Genomic DNA, 16,575 nt, shown 5'->3' with positions numbered 1-16,575 from the left:
TGTGAGCAAATATGTATGAAGCTAGTTCCAAAGAAATGACAAATCAACAAAAGGCGGCAATACTTTTTATTGCATTAGGATCCGAAAATTCAGCCGTTTTGTTTCAACATCTCAGTGAAGATGAAATAGAAAAACTTACGTTGGAAATAGCCAACCAAAGAAAAGTGACGCAAGAGCAAAAAACACAAGTGATAAGCGAATTTTATCAATTAGCAATGGCTAGAAGTTATATTTCAGCTGGTGGTCTGGATTACGCTCGAAGTGTACTCGAAAAAGCTCTGGGGGCAGAAAAAGCGTTAAATATTATCAATCGTTTGACAAGCAGCTTGCAAATCAGACCTTTCGATTTTGTACGTAAGACAGATCCAAGTCAATTGCTGAATTTTATTCAAAATGAACATCCACAAACGATTGCTTTAATCATGGCTTATCTCGATCCAGACCAAGCGGCCACTATTATCGCCTCTTTAGCCCCGGAACGCCAAGTTGAAGTGGCACGACGGATTGCTACCATGGATCGAACGTCACCGGATGTTTTGCGTGATGTGGAACGCGTTTTAGAAAAGAAACTTTCTTCACTGGTTAATCAAGACTTTACAACAGCTGGTGGTATTGGCTCAATCGTTGAAGTATTGAATCGTGTGGACAGAACAACCGAACGCACGATTATTGAAAGTCTCGAAGTTGATAATCCAGAACTTGCTGAAGAAATCAAACGTCTCATGTTTGTATTTGAAGATATTGTAATGATTGATGATCGTTCACTGCAAATGGTTTTGCGAGAAGTTGATACCAAAGACTTATCACTGGCACTCAAAGCAACTGCTCCGGAAGTTGGCGAAAAAGTTTATAAAAATATGTCAAAACGTGGAGCCGATATGCTGAGAGAAGAAATTGAATTTATGGGACCTGTCAAGATTCGCGATGTAGAAGAAGCACAGCAAAAAGTGGTAAATGTCATCCGGAGTCTTGAAGAAAAAGGTGAAATTGTTGTAGCACGCGGCAAGGGAGACGAAATGATTGTCTAGGGTAATTAAAGGTGCTGTATGGCATGAAGAACCACGACTTGTAAAAAATCCGGCTGTAACTCATATGGCGGCTGGGTTAGAGAAAGCCACGGATCTATCAACCGCTGCTCAGCTTTTTGTGCTGGAAGAAGAACGAAAGGCACAAAAAGTACTTGAAAATGCAGAACTGGAACGTAATGCAATGATTGCAGAGGCACAGCGCCACGTTGAATCCCTCCTTGCACAAGCTGCACTTGAAGCTGAAGAGATGAAACAAACAGCACAGGCAGCAGGACAAGCAGATGGTTATGACAAGGGGCACAACGAAGGCTACGAAGCTGCTGTAAAAGAACAACAGGGTATTATTGAGACGGCTAATAAAAAAGCAGAATCGACCATTGCTTTGGCAGAAACTGAAAAAGAAAATTGTGTACAACAAGCAGAAAAACAAATTATCGAGTTAGTCATGGCAATTGCTGATAAAGTACTGCCACAGCATTTTATTGATGCACCACAGCTTATCCTGCCGATGGTTCGGTCTGCGCTTAATAAAGTGAAAGACCAAAACAATATTGTTATTCGCGTGTCGCCACCCAATTATGAGTTTGTTTTAATGGGGAAAAATGAATTTCAGTCTATGCTTGACGGACAAGGAACTTTGAAAATTTCCTCGGACCCGGCACTTGGCGATAGTGACTGTATTATTGAATCGGCCAATGGCAATGTGGATGCAAGACTAGCTACACAGCTTGAAATCGTAAAAAAATCAATTCAGGAAGTTTTACAATGATGGAAATGAATACGAAAAAATTTATGGATGCTATTCAGTCGTGTGAATCAATTAAAATGAATGGTAAGATTACACAAGTTATTGGGCTGGTCATTGAGTCGCAGGGACCAAATGTAAGTCTTGGTGAGTTATGTTACGTTTGTTCACGTCTCGATAATATAGAGCCGATTCCCGCTGAAGTGGTAGGCTTTCGTGGTGGTTTTGTTTTATTGATGCCAATTGGTGAAATGCAGGGGATTGGACCAGGCTGTGAAGTTATCTCTGCTCAGAAAGTTCTTAAAGTTAAGGTTGGCAAGCAGCTATTAGGTCGTATCGTAGATGGTTTAGGCAATCCTATGGATGGTAAAGGTCCTCTAAGTGCAGCTCAGGAATATCCGCTGCATGCGACACCGCCGCATCCATTGTCCAGACCACGCATCACAGAGTCCCTTTATGTTGGGGTGCGAGCTATTGATGGTGCAATGACCATCGGTTCTGGACAGCGTATTGGTATTATGGCAGGCAGTGGTGTTGGAAAATCAACGCTTTTAAGTATGGTTGCAAGAAATACGGAAGCCGATGTCAGCGTCATTGCTTTGATTGGTGAACGTGGTCGTGAAGTGAAGGAATTTATTGAGCGTGATTTAGGTGAAGAAGGGCTTAAACGATCTGTAGTGGTCGTTGCCACATCAGATCAACCAGCGTTGGTTCGTATTAAAGGTGCGATGACAGCAACAGCAATTGCTGAATATTTCCGCGATCAAGGCATGAAAGTTATTTTGATGATGGATTCTGTAACTCGTTTTGCAATGGACCAGCGTGAGGTTGGGCTTACGATAGGTGAACCACCAGCGACACGTGGTTATACACCATCTGTTTTTGCTTTACTCCCAAGACTTTTAGAGCGAGCAGGGACGAATGATAAGGGGTCAATTACGGGGATTTATACGGTACTCGTTGATGGGGATGATATGAATGAACCGATTGCCGATGCTGTACGAAGTATTCTGGATGGACATATTGTTCTTTCACGAGCGATTGCCGCACAAAATCATTATCCGGCAATTGATGTTTTATCGAGCGTCAGCAGGGTTATGATGGAAGTTGTCTCCAAAGAACATTATCAGGCAGCCCAGCAATTGCGTTCTACAATGGCAGTTTATCGCGAAGCAGCTGATTTGATTAATATTGGAGCCTATGTAGCGGGTTCTAATCCACAAATTGATCGTGCTATTCAAAAAATAGAGGGAATCAATCGATTTTTATGTCAGGATGTTTTTGAAATTAATACATTTGAGGAAACAAAACAGGCATTGCTTACTTTGTAATTTGGAAGTAAGCTGAGGTTATATCATGAAAAAATTTAAATTCCAATTAGCAGCATTACTCAAAGTCACAAAAATGAACAAAGATAAATCAGAGGTTAAGCTGGCGCAAGCTACGCAGCATTTAATAAATCAAAAAAACGCTTTAACAAATCTTGAAAAAGAAATGCAGGCTGGATTGCAAGAGTATGAAGTAATGACAGCTCGTACGAAAATAAACATTACGGTGCTTACGACATATAGCAGCTTTTTTGCTTGGAAACGGTCGCAAATAGAACAGCAAAAGCAAGCAATAATCAAAGCAGCGCAAGAAAGAATGCAAAGACTTGAAGAACTTAAGATTGTTATGAATAAACTTAAAAGTATTGAACAGCTTAGGGGAAAACGGTTTGATGAATTTAAACAACAAGCTTTAGCCGAAGAACAAAAACAGCTTGATGAAATAGGTTTGCAAATTTATACAAGAGCAGCAAAGTAGGGTGAAGAAGAGTGGATATGGGTAGTAGTGGTGTTACACAAATTATTCAGCGAATCCAGAATATACAAGCACGTTTTGGTTCCGCAGCAGTGGGAACTGCTAACTTTTCAAAATTACTTGAGTCTGAACTACAAACAAAAACAGGGGAATTTGGTGGCGTAGTAACTTCTACGACTGGCAAAAAAACTGGATCATCGGGTCAACTTACGAGTCCGGGAGCCAATATCAGCGGCTTGATTTCAGCTTCTGCCAACAAATATGGACTTGATCCAAAACTTGTTTCGGCGGTGGCGCAGACTGAATCTGGGTATCGCGAGGATGCAGTTTCAGGTTCTGGAGCAGTGGGCGTCATGCAGTTGATGCCAGAAACTGCCGCAGAACTTGGCGTCAATAATGTCTATGATCCTGCGCAAAATATTGATGGTGGAGCTAAGTACTTAAAACAAATGCTGACGACATTTCATGGTGATGTTTCCAAAGCGGTAGCGGCATATAATGCAGGACCTCAAGCCGTGAAAAATTATAATGGTGTTCCGCCTTATGCAGAAACTCAAAATTATGTAAGTAAAGTATTGGATCTTTACCAATAAGCTATAATCCCCGAAAGTAGGTAGTGAAATGGCAGTGAAAAAAGTTAGTAAACCTGCAGCGTCAGCAATCTCAGCTGGTCCGTCAGGCAACGCAGGAAAAAAACCAAGTAAATTCAAAAAAATCTTAAAAATTAGTTCCATAGCGCTACTGCTTTTGATTTTAATTGTAGGAGGATTTTTTTTAGGAATCTACCTTAGAATTTTTGATGCCAATGCGATCAATGAAAAAATGGAACTCTATAAATATCCGATTATTGGTGATTATTTTGTTAAACCAGCTGGAACAGCTAAGGATAGCAGTACAGAGAAACAAACGGATATGAAAGTTGATACAACAGCAAAAACAGATGGTAAAGTTACGGATGCTAAACTGAATACGGAGTCTAAATTAGAACCATCGAAACCGGTCGTTTTGAGTAAGGATGAAGTCGAAAAACAAATGAAACTTCGTCAGGCTGAAGAAAAAAAACGTATTTCAAAATTAGCTCGTTTATATGAACAGATGAAACCTAAAGATGCGGTGGCTATTCTTGATGATTTAAATGATGATATGATCATTGAAATCCTGCAAAAGATGGATGAGTCGCAATCAGCTAAAATTTTAGCTGGATTTGATCCATCAAAAAGTGCAAGACTTACGCAAAGTATGTATAATGGCAAGCCACCAGTTACACAGATTCAATAAGTGCAGTTTGTATAGTGAAGAAAGGAGGTGAATACGAATGAATGCAGCAACGAATTTGAGTAGTTCTGTCTCGGTTGCAAATGATACGCCTGTGACAGTAACTAGTCCAAAAGCAAAAAACAATGTATCAAGTACAAATGACAAAAAAATGGCAAAAATTTTAGTGATATACTAGGTAAGGCACAGCAACAAAAATCAGATTCTGATCAAACTCAAGATACGGATAAAACGGATGTAAAGACGCTAACAGATGACACAAAAGATCAGCCCAAAGGACAGAGTGCTGACAATCTGCTTGCGCAACAAGCTGTTTTAATGGTTAATGTAGCATCATTGCCGAATGTGCAGATTCTTGCCGAGTCAAATCCAGCAGATTTAGCACAACCGAATGAACAGGGCCGTAGTAAGGTAAAGGCTATGTCTACGGTGGATTTTTCTAAATTTCTACAGACAAGTACGACGGCAGCATCTGGGATAAATTTATCATCCCTTGAGCAGCTTTTGCCAAAGAATGGTGAAGTACAGATTCCCAATCAAGACCTGATGAATATGCTGAATGGGAAAAATGTACGCAGCACATTGACAGCAGATATAGCACAGCAAAGTCAAGCTGGAGCTGCTTCAGAAGGTACTAAAACGGCAGTAGGTGTTGGAATACAAAATGATCAGCAATCTCTGTTCAATATGCTAAATGGCAAACTAAGTGCGACTTCGGCACTGGATCAAAAACAAGCATTGTCTGCCCTTTCTGCTACGAATCTTGCGTCTAATCCAGTCGTGTCGACAAAGATGGAAACAATAGATCAGCAGCAAGTCTTGCCAAGTGTTTCTGCTACAGCGAATCTTGCATCTAATCCAGTCGTGTCTGCCAAGATGGCAACAATAGTACAACAGCAAATTTTGCCAACCACTGCCCAAGATACACAAAAAGCAGCCGGCCAGGCTATGCTGAATGCGGTGACTGGAAAAACAGAGGATAGTACGATTCCTATAATCAATACAGCACTCATGGAAAAAATCAGCAAGTTAACCAGTAATGCTGCCAGTGGAAAACCGGACAAGAAGACAGATGTGCCGTCAACAGCAAGTAATGCTGATAAAACAACTATATTGACGAAGTCAAGCCTGGATTCAGTGAATCCGATGCAGGTCGTTGCAACGGATGCTGGACAATCTAAGCCGAATATGCCAATGGAAGTAAGTATGCTGGAAAAACCAGTTGAGAAAATTTCTTTAATGGTAAATGAAGCACCGCATGACAAGCAGCAAGTCCCAGCTAATCCAGAGACAAAAACATCGCCAGCATTTGAACAATTGTTTTTAAACTCATTAAATACCACAGCATCGGCTGGACCTGCAGTAAATGCAGCAACAACGGAGACACAGCAGCTGGCAAAATACGATATTCCTGGACAAATCGTGGATCAAGCTCGTTTAATTAAGACAACAGAAGATACACAGATGGTTATAAAACTAAGTCCAGAACATCTTGGTGATTTAACACTTAAAGTATCCGTGGCAAATGGTGGTGCGGTGACAGCAAGCTTTCATAGCGATAATGCCCAAGTCAGAACCATACTGGAGAATTCCATGATACAGCTAAAACAGGAGCTTGAGGCCAAAGGCATGAAAGTGGATAATGTTGAGGTTTATGCAGGGCTTGGTGATTTTATGTCGAATGGACAAAATAATCAGACCAATAGCCAACAGCAAAATACGCATTTTAAAAATCAAAAAATTAATTTAGCTGATTTTGAAGAAGAAGCAGACAAAATCAATCTGACCAATGGAAATATTACAGAAGACAGTGTAGATTATCGAATTTAAAAGGAGGGATTTTTTATGGCAACTACAATTGATAATACCGCATTAAATACTGTTGATGGCGTAGCTGCATCGAGTGCAACGAAATCAACAAAATCAACTACTGCGGGGGGGACATTGGATAAAGATACTTTTTTGCAATTACTCGTAACACAGATGGGAAATCAAGATCCGCTCAATCCACAAGACAATTCAGAGCAAATTGCGCAGCTAGCACAGTTTTCATCGTTGGAACAGATGACAAATATGGTTACGGCTATAACAAAGGTGGGGGCGCTGGTGCAAAATATGGATACCTCTGTATTAGTTGGACAAGTAAGTTCCATGATTGGGAAAACCGTAACGTGGACAGATGACGCGGGCAAAACATCTTCAACTGGCGTCGTGCAGAGTGTGAGTCTTGCTGGTAGTGTACCAACGATTTTAACGAAAGTTACTGGCGATAATACAGAACATGAAGTCGCGATTGGTAATATTACAAAAATCAGTTAAATGGTAAGAGGAAAAATACAGATTATGCAGTTTTGAAAAGGGGATAAAGGGTATGGCTGATCATATGATATATCTTCAAACACAGCCGCTGATGCCCATTGGCAATTCAACTGTAAACCAACATACCAATGTACATGAGTCAAATATTAAAAGTTCTGAGAAAAATCAATTTGCGTTGCTTTTAGCAAAAGAAACGGATAAATTGACGTTTTCACAGCATGCAATCGAACGACTTCGCAGCCGTGATTTACAATTGAGTGATCAGGATTTAACAAAAATCAATGATGCAGTCAAGCGGGCTGCCCAAAAAGGTGCGAAAGAATCGCTCGTTTATTGCAATGATATTGCATTGGTTGTAAGTGTGCAAAATAAAACAGTGATTACCGCCATGGATGGCAACAGTGCAAGAAATACAATATTTACGAATATAGATAGTGCAGTAATCATTTAAACTGGACCTTCGGGAAGTTTAAGACTGTGGATTGACAGAAGCAGTCTTGCTGCACATATTAAGAGGAGAGTGGATTCATTATGATGCGTTCTTTATATTCCGGTGTATCTGGACTAAAGGCTTATACGACGGGAATGGATGTAACTGGTAATAATATATCCAATATCAACACAACAGGTTTTAAGGCAGGACGGGTAACTTATCAAGATACATTCAATCAGATGCTGGCTTCTGCATCGGGAAGCAGTGGAGCATTGGGCGGTACAAATCCTAAACAGGTCGGTTTGGGGGTCGGTGTTGCCAGTATTGATACAATCTTTACCGATGGGAATGTGCAGGCGACTTCTGCAAATACAGATTTGTGCATATCTAAAGCCGGATTCTTTATTGTATCCGATGGGTCAAATCAATCGTATACCCGTAATGGTGCTTTTCAGTTTGATACGAATGGCAATTATGGTGTAACGGGAACTGGTTTGAAAGTGCAAGGCTGGATGGCTGATTCAACGGGGAAAATTGATCCAACGGGTGCTACACAAGATCTTGTTGTTAAAATGGGACAGTCGATGCCTGCAACGGCCACAACCTATGTAAACTATGGTAAAAATTTATCAGCAGCATCGGCAAATCCTACGATTACGTTATCTGATGGAAAAAAAGTGACCTATAATTCATTGACAACGACGTATGCAAAAGGCGACTCTTATACGGGGGCTACAATCAAGTCTGTTGATAGTGGTTCGTATACTTTGTCAAATGGAACGACGGTAACAGATACAGGTTCACTAGCTACTAATAATTTTCCAACGACCGCAGCTGCACTTACCATTGCAAGTGGATCCGCAGGAAATTACACATTATCAGATGGCTCAACCGTTACAGGTGCGACAAGTGGGTTGGCTGTTGGTTCTACGTATCCAGATGGTACTGGTGTTACGTTCACTTCGGCAACCGCATTATCAAACGGTGCTACGGTTACACCAGCAACGGGGATAACGTATGCTTCTGGCGATTCCTTTACAGCTAAGATAAAAACAGTGAATTCCCGAACCTACACGTTAAGTGATGGCGCAAGTGTCACGGATACAACAACACCAGCTACGGTTTTGGCTGTTGGTGCTACGTATCCGTTGACGATTACTGGCGTGGCGCAAACGGATGTCTCCTCTACGATTAGTGCCTATGACAGTCAAGGGGTGGAACATAAGATTCCTGTAACGATGACTAAGGTCGCAGATAATACCTGGACGGTGAAAAGCAGTGGAAAAACAGATACGGGCTACGATGTATCTGGTTTGAATTATAAACTTGTTTTTGATACTGCTGGTAAATACAGTACAGGTTCGACTTGGGATGCAACGACTAGTTCTTATAAAACAGGTATCAGCGCGGCTTCGTTCGCAACGACGCAGGCGGGGACTGTTAGTATGGCGATGGATTTCTCAGCTGTAACCCAAAACTCAGGATCGACTGAAGCGCAGGTTACCGATCAAGATGGTAATGCAGCGGGATCGCTTACGTCGGTATCAATTGATGTCAATGGTTATCTTATTGGGTCTTATGATAATTCTAAAACAAAAAAAGAAGGGCAGATTGCCCTTGCCGTATTTAATAATCCGGCTGGTCTTACCAAATCTGGGTCAAGTCTTTATGCAGAGTCACAAAATTCAGGCAAATCTCAAGTGACAACAGTTGGTCATGGTGGTGCAGGTACCTTGACTCCATACGCTTTGGAAATGTCAAATGTTGACTTGTCCACCGAGTTTAGTAATATGATTGTGACGCAGCGTGCCTTCCAATCCAATTCTAAAATGATTACGGTAGCCGATGAAATGATTGAAACACTGGTAAATATGAAACGATAAATAGTTTGAAATAGAGGGGGAATCATAACTTCTCCCCCTCTTATTTTAAAAATAAGGAGTGAAATTTCATGATAAAATTAACAAAGTTTAACTCTGAGGATAAAAAAGGTGAATTTATTTTAAATGCTGAGATTATCGAAACAATCGAACAGACACCTGATACTGTGGTAACTTTAATTAATGGGAAAAAACTTATTGTTGAAGAAACTATGGAAGAGGTTGTACGACAGGTAATGACATATCGTCGGGCTCTACATAAATTTTAAAATTGAAGAATCAATGCTTTTGAATAAAATTTTTAATGGCATTTTTATAAAATAAAGTTGCAAAGGGACATCATGGAGGTGTAGAGAGACGTGGCTGACGAAGAGGTTGAAAAAAAGAAAAAATCACCCATTCTACTGATTATCGTTTTAGTTGTTATTGGTCTCATTTTTGCAGGAGGCATATCTTATTTTGTGACAACAAAAGTTATGACGGATTCTGTGGGGAAAGTACAAAGAAAAGATCCAGGTATTTTTGTTAAGCTTGGTGATGCGAAGGATGGTATTATTGTCAATGTCGGTGGAGTGAAGTCCGGGCGCTTTTTAAAAGTTGGTATTGTATTGGAAATGAACCCTGGTAATGAGAAAAATCTCAAAGACGGTAAAATTATACCAGCGGTGGAAACAAAAATACTGGATACAGTGCTGCAGATTTTACGCTCTCAAAAAGTAGAGGAATTTGATCCAGCAAAACAAGATTCTTTGAAGTCTTTAATTAAGGATCAGGTGAACCAGACGATTGGTGATGGATCAGTATACGATGTATATATAACAAACTTTGTTTTACAATGATAGTTTCAGCAATACAATATAATAACAAATATGATAAAGGGTATGAAAGGAGGAAAACGATTGTCAGGGGCTGATGTATTATCACAATCTGAAATAGACCAACTATTATCAGCATTGTCTACAGGTGTTGTTTCAGCACAAGAAATGAAAGATGAAGAATTACAAAAAAAAGTTAAGATGTATGATTTTAAACGCCCTGATAAGTTTTCGAAGGATCAGATCCGTACATTATATATGCTGCATGAAAACTTTGCCCGCCTTTTGAATACTTATTTATCAACGTATTTACGAGCAATGATCAATGTTGACGTGGCTTCGGTAGAACAACTGACATATGAAGAATTTGTCCGTTCTTTATCGAATCCGAGTGTTATTGGCGTTTTAACGGTTCCACCATTGAAGGGGAATGTCATAATGGAAATCAATCCAAGTATTGCATTTGCCATTATTGATCGCCTATTCGGTGGCACTGGCGAAACGATTATGAAGATTAGAGCGTTGACGGAAATTGAAGAAGCGGTGATACGTAAAATTCTAAATAAAGCGATTGAAAATTTCCGTGATGCTTGGGCGAATGTTATCAAATTAAAACCGCAATTGGAAACTATCGAGACAAACCCTCAATTCACACAAATTGTTCCGCCAAGCGATATGGTTGTCATTGTTACTTTACAGGTTAAAATTGGTAAAGTTGAAGGTCTTATAAATGTCTGTATTCCATATTTGGTTCTAGAACCAATTATGTCGAAACTTACTACGACATTTTGGGTGGCTTCTTCCGTTGCAAAACAAGATCATCCTGAACAAATTGAACTTTTGCAGGCAAAGATTCGAAAGACAGTTGTTCCCGTGAGTATTGAACTTGGTTCTATTAATATTACGATTCAAGAATTTTTGACTTTGGGTTTTGGTGATGTTTTGCAATTGGATACAAAAGTAAGTGATGAGTTGAAGCTTTTTGTTGGTAAAAGACCAAAGTTTTTTTGTAGGCCTGGAACCTCAGGGAAAAAGGCGGCAGTACAGATTACCAGAGTGATGACGGAAGGAGATGAGGGCGACGATGAATGATGATTTTATTTCTCAAGAAGAGATAGATGCATTACTTAAAGGTGGAATTGATAACAACGATTCAGCGTCTGCAGATACGAGTTCCAATTCGGATGTAGCAGAACGGCTCTCTGATATAGAGCGAGATGCCTTAGGGGAAATAGGAAACATATCAATGGGAAGTGCGGCAACAACTTTGTCCGTTTTATTAGGTCATCGTGTTTCCATTACGACACCGCAAGTTTCAATTGATACGTTAGCTTCGATTAAGGATCATTATCCAATGCCATATTTAATTGTGGAAGTTGGCTATACACATGGAATTGAAGGTAATAATATTCTGGCAATTCAGGCTCAGGATGCTTTAATTATTGCTGATTTGATGATGGGGGGAGAGGGAACAGCACCCCCTGAGGAATTAAATGAACTGCATATGAGTGCAGTTGGTGAAGCAATGAACCAAATGATGGGGGCTGTTTCGACTTCCTTATCAACGATGTTTAACAAAAAAATTGATATTTCACCACCGAAAGTCAATTTAATCGATCTTGCTAAAGAAGATAAAGTAACTGACCTTGTTGGTAGTGAAGAAAAAGTCGTCAGAGTTTCTTTCCGCATGGAAGTAGAGGGCTTGATTGACAGTGAAATCATGCAGATTTTACCAATTGATATATCCAAGGATATGGTAAGTAATTTGATGTCCGGATCAATGCCAGAAGCTGCACCTGAGCCAGCAGTGACTGCGCCACCAGTCATGCAGCAGCAAGTGCAGCTTCCGGTGCAGGAAACTTACGCAGCACCACCTCAACAGCAGCCAGCGCAGCAGCAAACTTATGCAACTGCGCCTATGCAGCAGCAGGCACGTGTGGCATCAAATATACCGGTTCAACCAGCACAATTTTCACCACTTTCCACAGAGCCGGTAACGGTTAATGATGCTAATATTGGACTTATTTTAGATGTACCACTTCAAGTTACGGTTGAATTAGGCCGAACTAAAAAACGAATTCGTGATATTTTAGAGCTGGCAAATGGTTCTATCATTGAACTTGATAAATTAGCTGGTGAACCGGTTGATATTTTGGTCAATGGTAAGTTATTAGCCAAAGGTGAAGTGGTCGTTATTGATGAAAACTTTGGTGTTCGCATTACTGATATCGTAAGCCCAATGGAAAGAGCACAAAATCTACAGTGAGCCAGTGTGAATTGTGTTGAGTAAATTGTATTGTTACTATATAATTGGTATAGATAGCCAATAGTTTCATTATGAAAACAAAATTAATTATGAGGAGAGATGCACGATGGCAATAAAAGTTTTAGTTGTAGATGATGCAGCATTCATGAGAATGATGGTAAAGGATATTTTAAGTAAGAACGGATATGAGGTAGTTGGTGAAGCAGAAAATGGCTTGAAAGCCTTGGAAAAGTACCAAGAGCTTAAACCAGATTTAACTACGATGGATATTACTATGCCTGAAATGGATGGTATTAGTGCAGTAAAAGAAATTAAAAAAATTGACCCCAATGCAAAAGTTATTATGTGCAGTGCTATGGGACAGCAAGCCATGGTTATTGAAGCAATACAGGCTGGAGCACGTGACTTTATTGTAAAACCATTCCAACCAGATCGTGTTTTAGAAGCAGTGCGTAAAGCTGTAGGGTAATGAATAAACAGAAATATAGGTGTTGCTTTTGTCTCTTGATTGCACTTCTTGTCTTTTGTGTAGAACCAACTTTTGCACAATCGATGCAGGAAGCCTCTTCGGGTAGTGGTGGTTATCTGTCGGCATATCAAGTCAATGATGCTAAGCCGACACCATCGTCTTGGTGGTCTACCATGGCATATCTGTTAAGTTTGATAGTGGTGTTTGCCTTTGTTTTAGGACTTGCTTATTTTGTTTCCCGATTTTTGGGTGGTAAATACGCAAAAATCGGGGTAGAAAGTGAAGGGAAAATTCTTGATAATTTGCCCTTAGGACCCAATCGAGCGGTTTGCGTAATTGAAATTGCGGGAAAAGTCATGGTGATGGGTGTAACAGATCATTCTATTACTTTATTGCAAGAAATTACGGATGAATTTGAAATTCAGCAACTGCACAGCAAAGCGGTTGATAAAAGAGTAAATAAAGAGCTGCAAACAATTTTCTCAGAGCAATTATCTTCACTTGAGCAAATATCGCGACGAATTCCTGCAATTTTTAAAGATAAAAGAGATCCTAGATAAGGGAAGAGGTTGTTTTGGTGTTCAAACAACAACATGTTGTTTTTATAGCAGGGGTTCTGCTTTTGATTTTATGTATACCGGAAGGCGCTTTTGCAGCGCCTTTAGTTCCAAATGTTAATATTGGTTTAGGCACATCTGATAATCCAAAAGATCTTGCCCTTACGCTGCAAATTATGGCGGGACTTACAATTTTAACAATTGCACCATCAATTTTGATTATGACGACGTCGTTTATTCGGATTGTTGTAGTTTTATCTTTTTTACGAAATGCCTTATCGACACAAAATGTTCCGTCGAATCAGATTATTATCGCACTATCGATGTTTATAACGTTTTATATTATGTCGCCGTATTGGAGCCAGGCGAATGATAATGGGCTTCAGCCTTATTTAGCTGGAACTATTACCCAGGAAGAGGCTCTGACTCAAGTGGTAAATCCCTTGCGGGATTTTATGTTTAAGCAGACTCGTGAATCCGATTTAGCGTTGTTTGTTAATCTATCTCAGGCAGAGCGCCCTGAAACACAAGAACAGGTTTCGACGTTCACATTGATTCCAGCTTATATTATAAGTGAGCTTAAAACAGCATTTCAGATTGGTTTTATGATTTATATTCCCTTTATTGTTATTGATATGATTGTAGCAAGTACACTGATGTCAATGGGGATGATGATGCTGCCGCCAGTTATGATTTCGCTGCCATTTAAGATTTTATTATTTGTCATGGTAGATGGCTGGCATCTTTTAATACATTCATTAATTGTAAGTTTTAAATAGGAGATGAGAAAATGTCTGGTGATCTTGTAATACAGATTGGGCAGGAAGCTTTGATGATGGTAATGCTGATTTCCGCACCGATGCTGGGCTTGGGCTTATTAGTTGGGTTACTAGTAAGTGTTTTTCAGGCGACAACTTCTATTCAGGAACAGACATTAGCCTTTATTCCAAAAATCGTAGCTGTATTTGTTGCTATTTTGGTATTTGGACCATGGATGCTTCGTTTAATGGTTGATTATGTGATAAATATCTTTTCAAATTTGCCCGCATATATTGGCTGATAAGGGGAAAATAAGTTGGATTTGTATGATATAATGCAAAATCATGTAGGTTTATTCTTCTTGATTTTGACAAGAATCAGCGGCGTATTTATGATCGCACCTTTCTTCGGCAGTATAAATATTCCTATTTATCTCCGAGTTGGTGCGAGTTTTGCTATTTCGTTAGTTTTATTTCCGATTGTTGATGCACAAAGTTCCCTGCAGATTCCAGAAACTTTATTGGGCTATGCCCTCGCTGTGATTACAGAATTGATTGTTGGCTGGCTCATTGGTTTCTCAGCGATGATTATTTTTTCTGCAATTAATATGGCTGGGAAATTATTGGATATGCAGGTTGGCTTTGCGATTGTAAATGTGGTGGATCCTACATCCGGTCAGCAAATACCGTTGATTGCAAGTTTTAAGTATAATTTAGGACTTATTATTTTTTTGGTAACGAATAGTCATCATTTAGTTTTGTCAGGGTTGTTTGAGAGCTTTAACTTAGTTCCTATTTTAGGTGCTACTTTTAATCTTAGTTTGACAGCTATCATTGTTGATTTAACATGGGGGATTTTCATAACCGGTATGAAGATTGCCTTACCAGTTTTGTTTGCGATTTTATTGACGGATGTTGGTTTGGGAGTGCTCGCACGGACCATGCCGCAAATGAATATTTATGTTGTAGGGATACCAGCCAAAATTATCATTGGTTTATTTGTCTTGTCGATGGCCTTGCCATTTTATATTTTGTTTTTGGGCGTGATGTTTAATGAAATGTATGCGAATATCTTCCTTGTTTTACGAGCTTTGCAATAAGCATTTCCCTGTAGCAAATAAATCCATAGATAAAAAATTTGATTTACAGCTTTTCGCTGGTGAAAAAACAGAAGATCCGACAGCTAAAAAACAATCCGATGCTAAAAACAAAGGGCAAGTCGGAAAAAGTCAGGAAATTAATTCAACATTTGTTATTTTGAGTGGATTTTTGGCCCTTAAAGTATTTGGCGGTTCGATTTATAATGAAATTGTTGGTTATATGATTTATATTTTTAGTCATCTTGATCAACCCGTAGATGTTGAATCTGTGATGCATTTATTTTTAGGAATGTTATTGGTTTTGGCAAAAACAGCTCTGCCGATTATGGCAGTTATTACAATCACAGGGCTTACTATAAATTATTTTCAAGTTGGCATTATATTTTCTACAGAGGCTATAGGATTCAAATTGGAAAAATTGAATCCTATTACTGGATTTGGCCGAATGTTTTCGAAACGATCACTGGTTGAATTAGCAAAGTCTATTCTAAAAATTCTTGTTGTTGGGTTTTTTATTTATAGATATTTAGCAAAAGAAATCACACAGCTGCCAAAATTAATTTATGCGGATCTTAACTCTGTTTTGCATTTAACCTCAGACCTCGTGTTTACGCTGGCTTTTCAAATTTGTGGTGTTATGTTTGTGCTAGCTGTTATTGATTATATGTATCAAAAATGGGAGCATCTGCAGGGACTGAAAATGAGTAAGCAAGATGTAAAAGATGAAAACAAACAGTCAGAAGGAGATCCTCAAATCAAAGGAAAAATCAAGCAGAAACAGCGCGAAATGGCGATGCAGCGAATGATGCAGGAAGTGCCTAAAGCAGATGTTATTATCACAAACCCTACACATTTTGCCGTAGCGCTTAAATATGAGCAAGGAATGACCGCACCAGTTATTGTGGCAAAAGGAAAAGATTTGATTGCTCAGAGAATCAAGGAAATTGCCAAAGAAGCCAGGGTTGTTATTGTAGAAAACAGACCACTGGCAAGAGCATTATATGCAACTGCTGATATAGGCGATGTTGTACCGCAAGATTTATATAAATCAGTGGCGGAAGTTTTAGCTTATGTATATCGTTTGAAAAATAAAAAATTGGCTTAAACATTTTTTGTAATCAGTAAAA

The 16,575-nt window shown here is 39.4% G+C and carries 21 protein-coding genes; all 21 read left to right on the top strand.

The window, feature by feature from the left end; translation table 11 throughout:
- Window positions 1-11 precede the first annotated feature (11 nt).
- The 21 genes from fliG to flhB all read left to right on the top strand — a co-directional run bounded on the left by fliG (window position 12) and on the right by flhB (window position 16,553).
- Window positions 12-1,028, top strand: a complete 1,017-nt coding sequence (gene fliG / locus F606_RS0107145) for a flagellar motor switch protein FliG (RefSeq protein ID WP_019553200.1) — start codon at window positions 12-14, stop codon at window positions 1,026-1,028.
- A complete protein-coding gene (locus F606_RS0107140; RefSeq protein ID WP_019553199.1) occupies window positions 1,021-1,797 on the top strand; it encodes a FliH/SctL family protein in 777 nt (258 codons plus the stop codon). The genes fliG and F606_RS0107140 overlap by 8 nt, the downstream gene beginning before the upstream one ends.
- On the top strand, window positions 1,794-3,104 hold the full coding sequence (gene fliI / locus F606_RS0107135) for a flagellar protein export ATPase FliI (protein WP_019553198.1): 1,311 nt from the start codon (window positions 1,794-1,796) through the stop codon (window positions 3,102-3,104). The genes F606_RS0107140 and fliI overlap by 4 nt, the downstream gene beginning before the upstream one ends.
- 25 nt (window positions 3,105-3,129) lie before the next feature.
- On the top strand, window positions 3,130-3,579 hold the full coding sequence (locus tag F606_RS0107130; RefSeq protein ID WP_019553197.1) for a flagellar export protein FliJ: 450 nt from the start codon (window positions 3,130-3,132) through the stop codon (window positions 3,577-3,579).
- A 17-nt stretch (window positions 3,580-3,596) separates the two neighbouring features.
- Window positions 3,597-4,169 (top strand): lytic transglycosylase domain-containing protein, encoded by a 573-nt coding sequence (locus tag F606_RS0107125; protein WP_019553196.1) that lies wholly within the window; start codon window positions 3,597-3,599, stop codon window positions 4,167-4,169.
- Between the two features lie 28 nt (window positions 4,170-4,197).
- Window positions 4,198-4,854 (top strand): MotE family protein, encoded by a 657-nt coding sequence (locus tag F606_RS20720; RefSeq protein WP_019553195.1) that lies wholly within the window; start codon window positions 4,198-4,200, stop codon window positions 4,852-4,854.
- A 37-nt stretch (window positions 4,855-4,891) separates the two neighbouring features.
- Window positions 4,892-5,029 (top strand): hypothetical protein, encoded by a 138-nt coding sequence (locus F606_RS23140; RefSeq protein ID WP_019553194.1) that lies wholly within the window; start codon window positions 4,892-4,894, stop codon window positions 5,027-5,029.
- Window positions 5,030-5,169: 140 nt separating this feature from the next.
- On the top strand, window positions 5,170-6,681 hold the full coding sequence (locus F606_RS0107110) for a flagellar hook-length control protein FliK (RefSeq protein ID WP_019553193.1): 1,512 nt from the start codon (window positions 5,170-5,172) through the stop codon (window positions 6,679-6,681).
- A 15-nt stretch (window positions 6,682-6,696) separates the two neighbouring features.
- Window positions 6,697-7,170: a flagellar hook capping FlgD N-terminal domain-containing protein gene (locus tag F606_RS0107105; protein WP_019553192.1), complete on the top strand. Its 474-nt coding sequence runs from the start codon at window positions 6,697-6,699 to the stop codon at window positions 7,168-7,170.
- 52 nt (window positions 7,171-7,222) lie between these two features.
- Window positions 7,223-7,621 carry a TIGR02530 family flagellar biosynthesis protein gene (locus F606_RS0107100; RefSeq protein WP_019553191.1) on the top strand — a complete coding sequence of 133 codons (399 nt, stop codon included), beginning with the start codon at window positions 7,223-7,225 and terminating at the stop codon, window positions 7,619-7,621.
- An 80-nt stretch (window positions 7,622-7,701) separates the two neighbouring features.
- Window positions 7,702-9,486: a flagellar hook-basal body complex protein gene (locus F606_RS0107095; protein ID WP_019553190.1), complete on the top strand. Its 1,785-nt coding sequence runs from the start codon at window positions 7,702-7,704 to the stop codon at window positions 9,484-9,486.
- 68 nt (window positions 9,487-9,554) lie between these two features.
- A complete protein-coding gene (locus F606_RS0107090) occupies window positions 9,555-9,752 on the top strand; it encodes a flagellar FlbD family protein (RefSeq protein WP_019553189.1) in 198 nt (65 codons plus the stop codon).
- A 90-nt stretch (window positions 9,753-9,842) separates the two neighbouring features.
- Window positions 9,843-10,322, top strand: a complete 480-nt coding sequence (locus F606_RS0107085; protein WP_019553188.1) for a flagellar basal body-associated FliL family protein — start codon at window positions 9,843-9,845, stop codon at window positions 10,320-10,322.
- 60 nt (window positions 10,323-10,382) lie between these two features.
- Window positions 10,383-11,390 (top strand): flagellar motor switch protein FliM, encoded by a 1,008-nt coding sequence (gene fliM, locus F606_RS0107080; protein ID WP_019553187.1) that lies wholly within the window; start codon window positions 10,383-10,385, stop codon window positions 11,388-11,390.
- The gene (gene fliY / locus F606_RS0107075) at window positions 11,383-12,564 is read left to right on the top strand and encodes a flagellar motor switch phosphatase FliY (RefSeq protein ID WP_019553186.1); all 1,182 of its coding nucleotides are present in this window, start codon (window positions 11,383-11,385) and stop codon (window positions 12,562-12,564) included. The genes fliM and fliY overlap by 8 nt, the downstream gene beginning before the upstream one ends.
- Before the next feature lie 106 nt (window positions 12,565-12,670).
- Window positions 12,671-13,033 carry a response regulator gene (locus F606_RS0107070; protein WP_019553185.1) on the top strand — a complete coding sequence of 121 codons (363 nt, stop codon included), beginning with the start codon at window positions 12,671-12,673 and terminating at the stop codon, window positions 13,031-13,033.
- A complete protein-coding gene (fliO, locus tag F606_RS0107065; protein ID WP_026329292.1) occupies window positions 13,033-13,593 on the top strand; it encodes a flagellar biosynthetic protein FliO in 561 nt (186 codons plus the stop codon). The genes F606_RS0107070 and fliO overlap by 1 nt, the downstream gene beginning before the upstream one ends.
- Window positions 13,594-13,637: 44 nt before the next feature.
- The gene (fliP, locus tag F606_RS0107060) at window positions 13,638-14,369 is read left to right on the top strand and encodes a flagellar type III secretion system pore protein FliP (protein WP_051083327.1); all 732 of its coding nucleotides are present in this window, start codon (window positions 13,638-13,640) and stop codon (window positions 14,367-14,369) included.
- An 11-nt stretch (window positions 14,370-14,380) separates the two neighbouring features.
- On the top strand, window positions 14,381-14,650 hold the full coding sequence (gene fliQ / locus F606_RS0107055) for a flagellar biosynthesis protein FliQ (RefSeq protein WP_019553182.1): 270 nt from the start codon (window positions 14,381-14,383) through the stop codon (window positions 14,648-14,650).
- Between the two features lie 15 nt (window positions 14,651-14,665).
- A complete protein-coding gene (fliR, locus tag F606_RS0107050; protein WP_019553181.1) occupies window positions 14,666-15,448 on the top strand; it encodes a flagellar biosynthetic protein FliR in 783 nt (260 codons plus the stop codon).
- Window positions 15,402-16,553: a flagellar biosynthesis protein FlhB gene (flhB, locus tag F606_RS0107045; protein ID WP_019553180.1), complete on the top strand. Its 1,152-nt coding sequence runs from the start codon at window positions 15,402-15,404 to the stop codon at window positions 16,551-16,553. The genes fliR and flhB overlap by 47 nt, the downstream gene beginning before the upstream one ends.
- Window positions 16,554-16,575: the final 22 nt, after the last annotated feature.

Origin of the sequence: Propionispira raffinosivorans DSM 20765, assembly GCF_000381065.1 — a bacterium.
In the GTDB taxonomy this organism is placed as follows: domain Bacteria; phylum Bacillota; class Negativicutes; order Selenomonadales; family Selenomonadaceae; genus Propionispira; species Propionispira raffinosivorans.
Note: the sequence above shows the minus strand (reverse complement) of the source record. Positions and strands in the feature narration are given on the sequence as shown.

Coding starts and splice junctions, on each gene's coding strand:
- fliG (WP_019553200.1), top strand. CDS start 12: ATGTATGAAGCTAGTTCCAAAGAAATGACAAATCAACAAAAGGCGGCA.
- fliI (WP_019553198.1), top strand. CDS start 1,794: ATGATGGAAATGAATACGAAAAAATTTATGGATGCTATTCAGTCGTGT.
- F606_RS0107130 (WP_019553197.1), top strand. CDS start 3,130: ATGAAAAAATTTAAATTCCAATTAGCAGCATTACTCAAAGTCACAAAA.
- F606_RS0107125 (WP_019553196.1), top strand. CDS start 3,597: ATGGGTAGTAGTGGTGTTACACAAATTATTCAGCGAATCCAGAATATA.
- F606_RS20720 (WP_019553195.1), top strand. CDS start 4,198: ATGGCAGTGAAAAAAGTTAGTAAACCTGCAGCGTCAGCAATCTCAGCT.
- F606_RS23140 (WP_019553194.1), top strand. CDS start 4,892: ATGAATGCAGCAACGAATTTGAGTAGTTCTGTCTCGGTTGCAAATGAT.
- F606_RS0107110 (WP_019553193.1), top strand. CDS start 5,170: ATGGTTAATGTAGCATCATTGCCGAATGTGCAGATTCTTGCCGAGTCA.
- F606_RS0107105 (WP_019553192.1), top strand. CDS start 6,697: ATGGCAACTACAATTGATAATACCGCATTAAATACTGTTGATGGCGTA.
- F606_RS0107100 (WP_019553191.1), top strand. CDS start 7,223: ATGGCTGATCATATGATATATCTTCAAACACAGCCGCTGATGCCCATT.
- F606_RS0107095 (WP_019553190.1), top strand. CDS start 7,702: ATGATGCGTTCTTTATATTCCGGTGTATCTGGACTAAAGGCTTATACG.
- F606_RS0107090 (WP_019553189.1), top strand. CDS start 9,555: ATGATAAAATTAACAAAGTTTAACTCTGAGGATAAAAAAGGTGAATTT.
- fliY (WP_019553186.1), top strand. CDS start 11,383: ATGAATGATGATTTTATTTCTCAAGAAGAGATAGATGCATTACTTAAA.
- F606_RS0107070 (WP_019553185.1), top strand. CDS start 12,671: ATGGCAATAAAAGTTTTAGTTGTAGATGATGCAGCATTCATGAGAATG.
- fliO (WP_026329292.1), top strand. CDS start 13,033: ATGAATAAACAGAAATATAGGTGTTGCTTTTGTCTCTTGATTGCACTT.
- fliQ (WP_019553182.1), top strand. CDS start 14,381: ATGTCTGGTGATCTTGTAATACAGATTGGGCAGGAAGCTTTGATGATG.
- flhB (WP_019553180.1), top strand. CDS start 15,402: ATGAAATGTATGCGAATATCTTCCTTGTTTTACGAGCTTTGCAATAAG.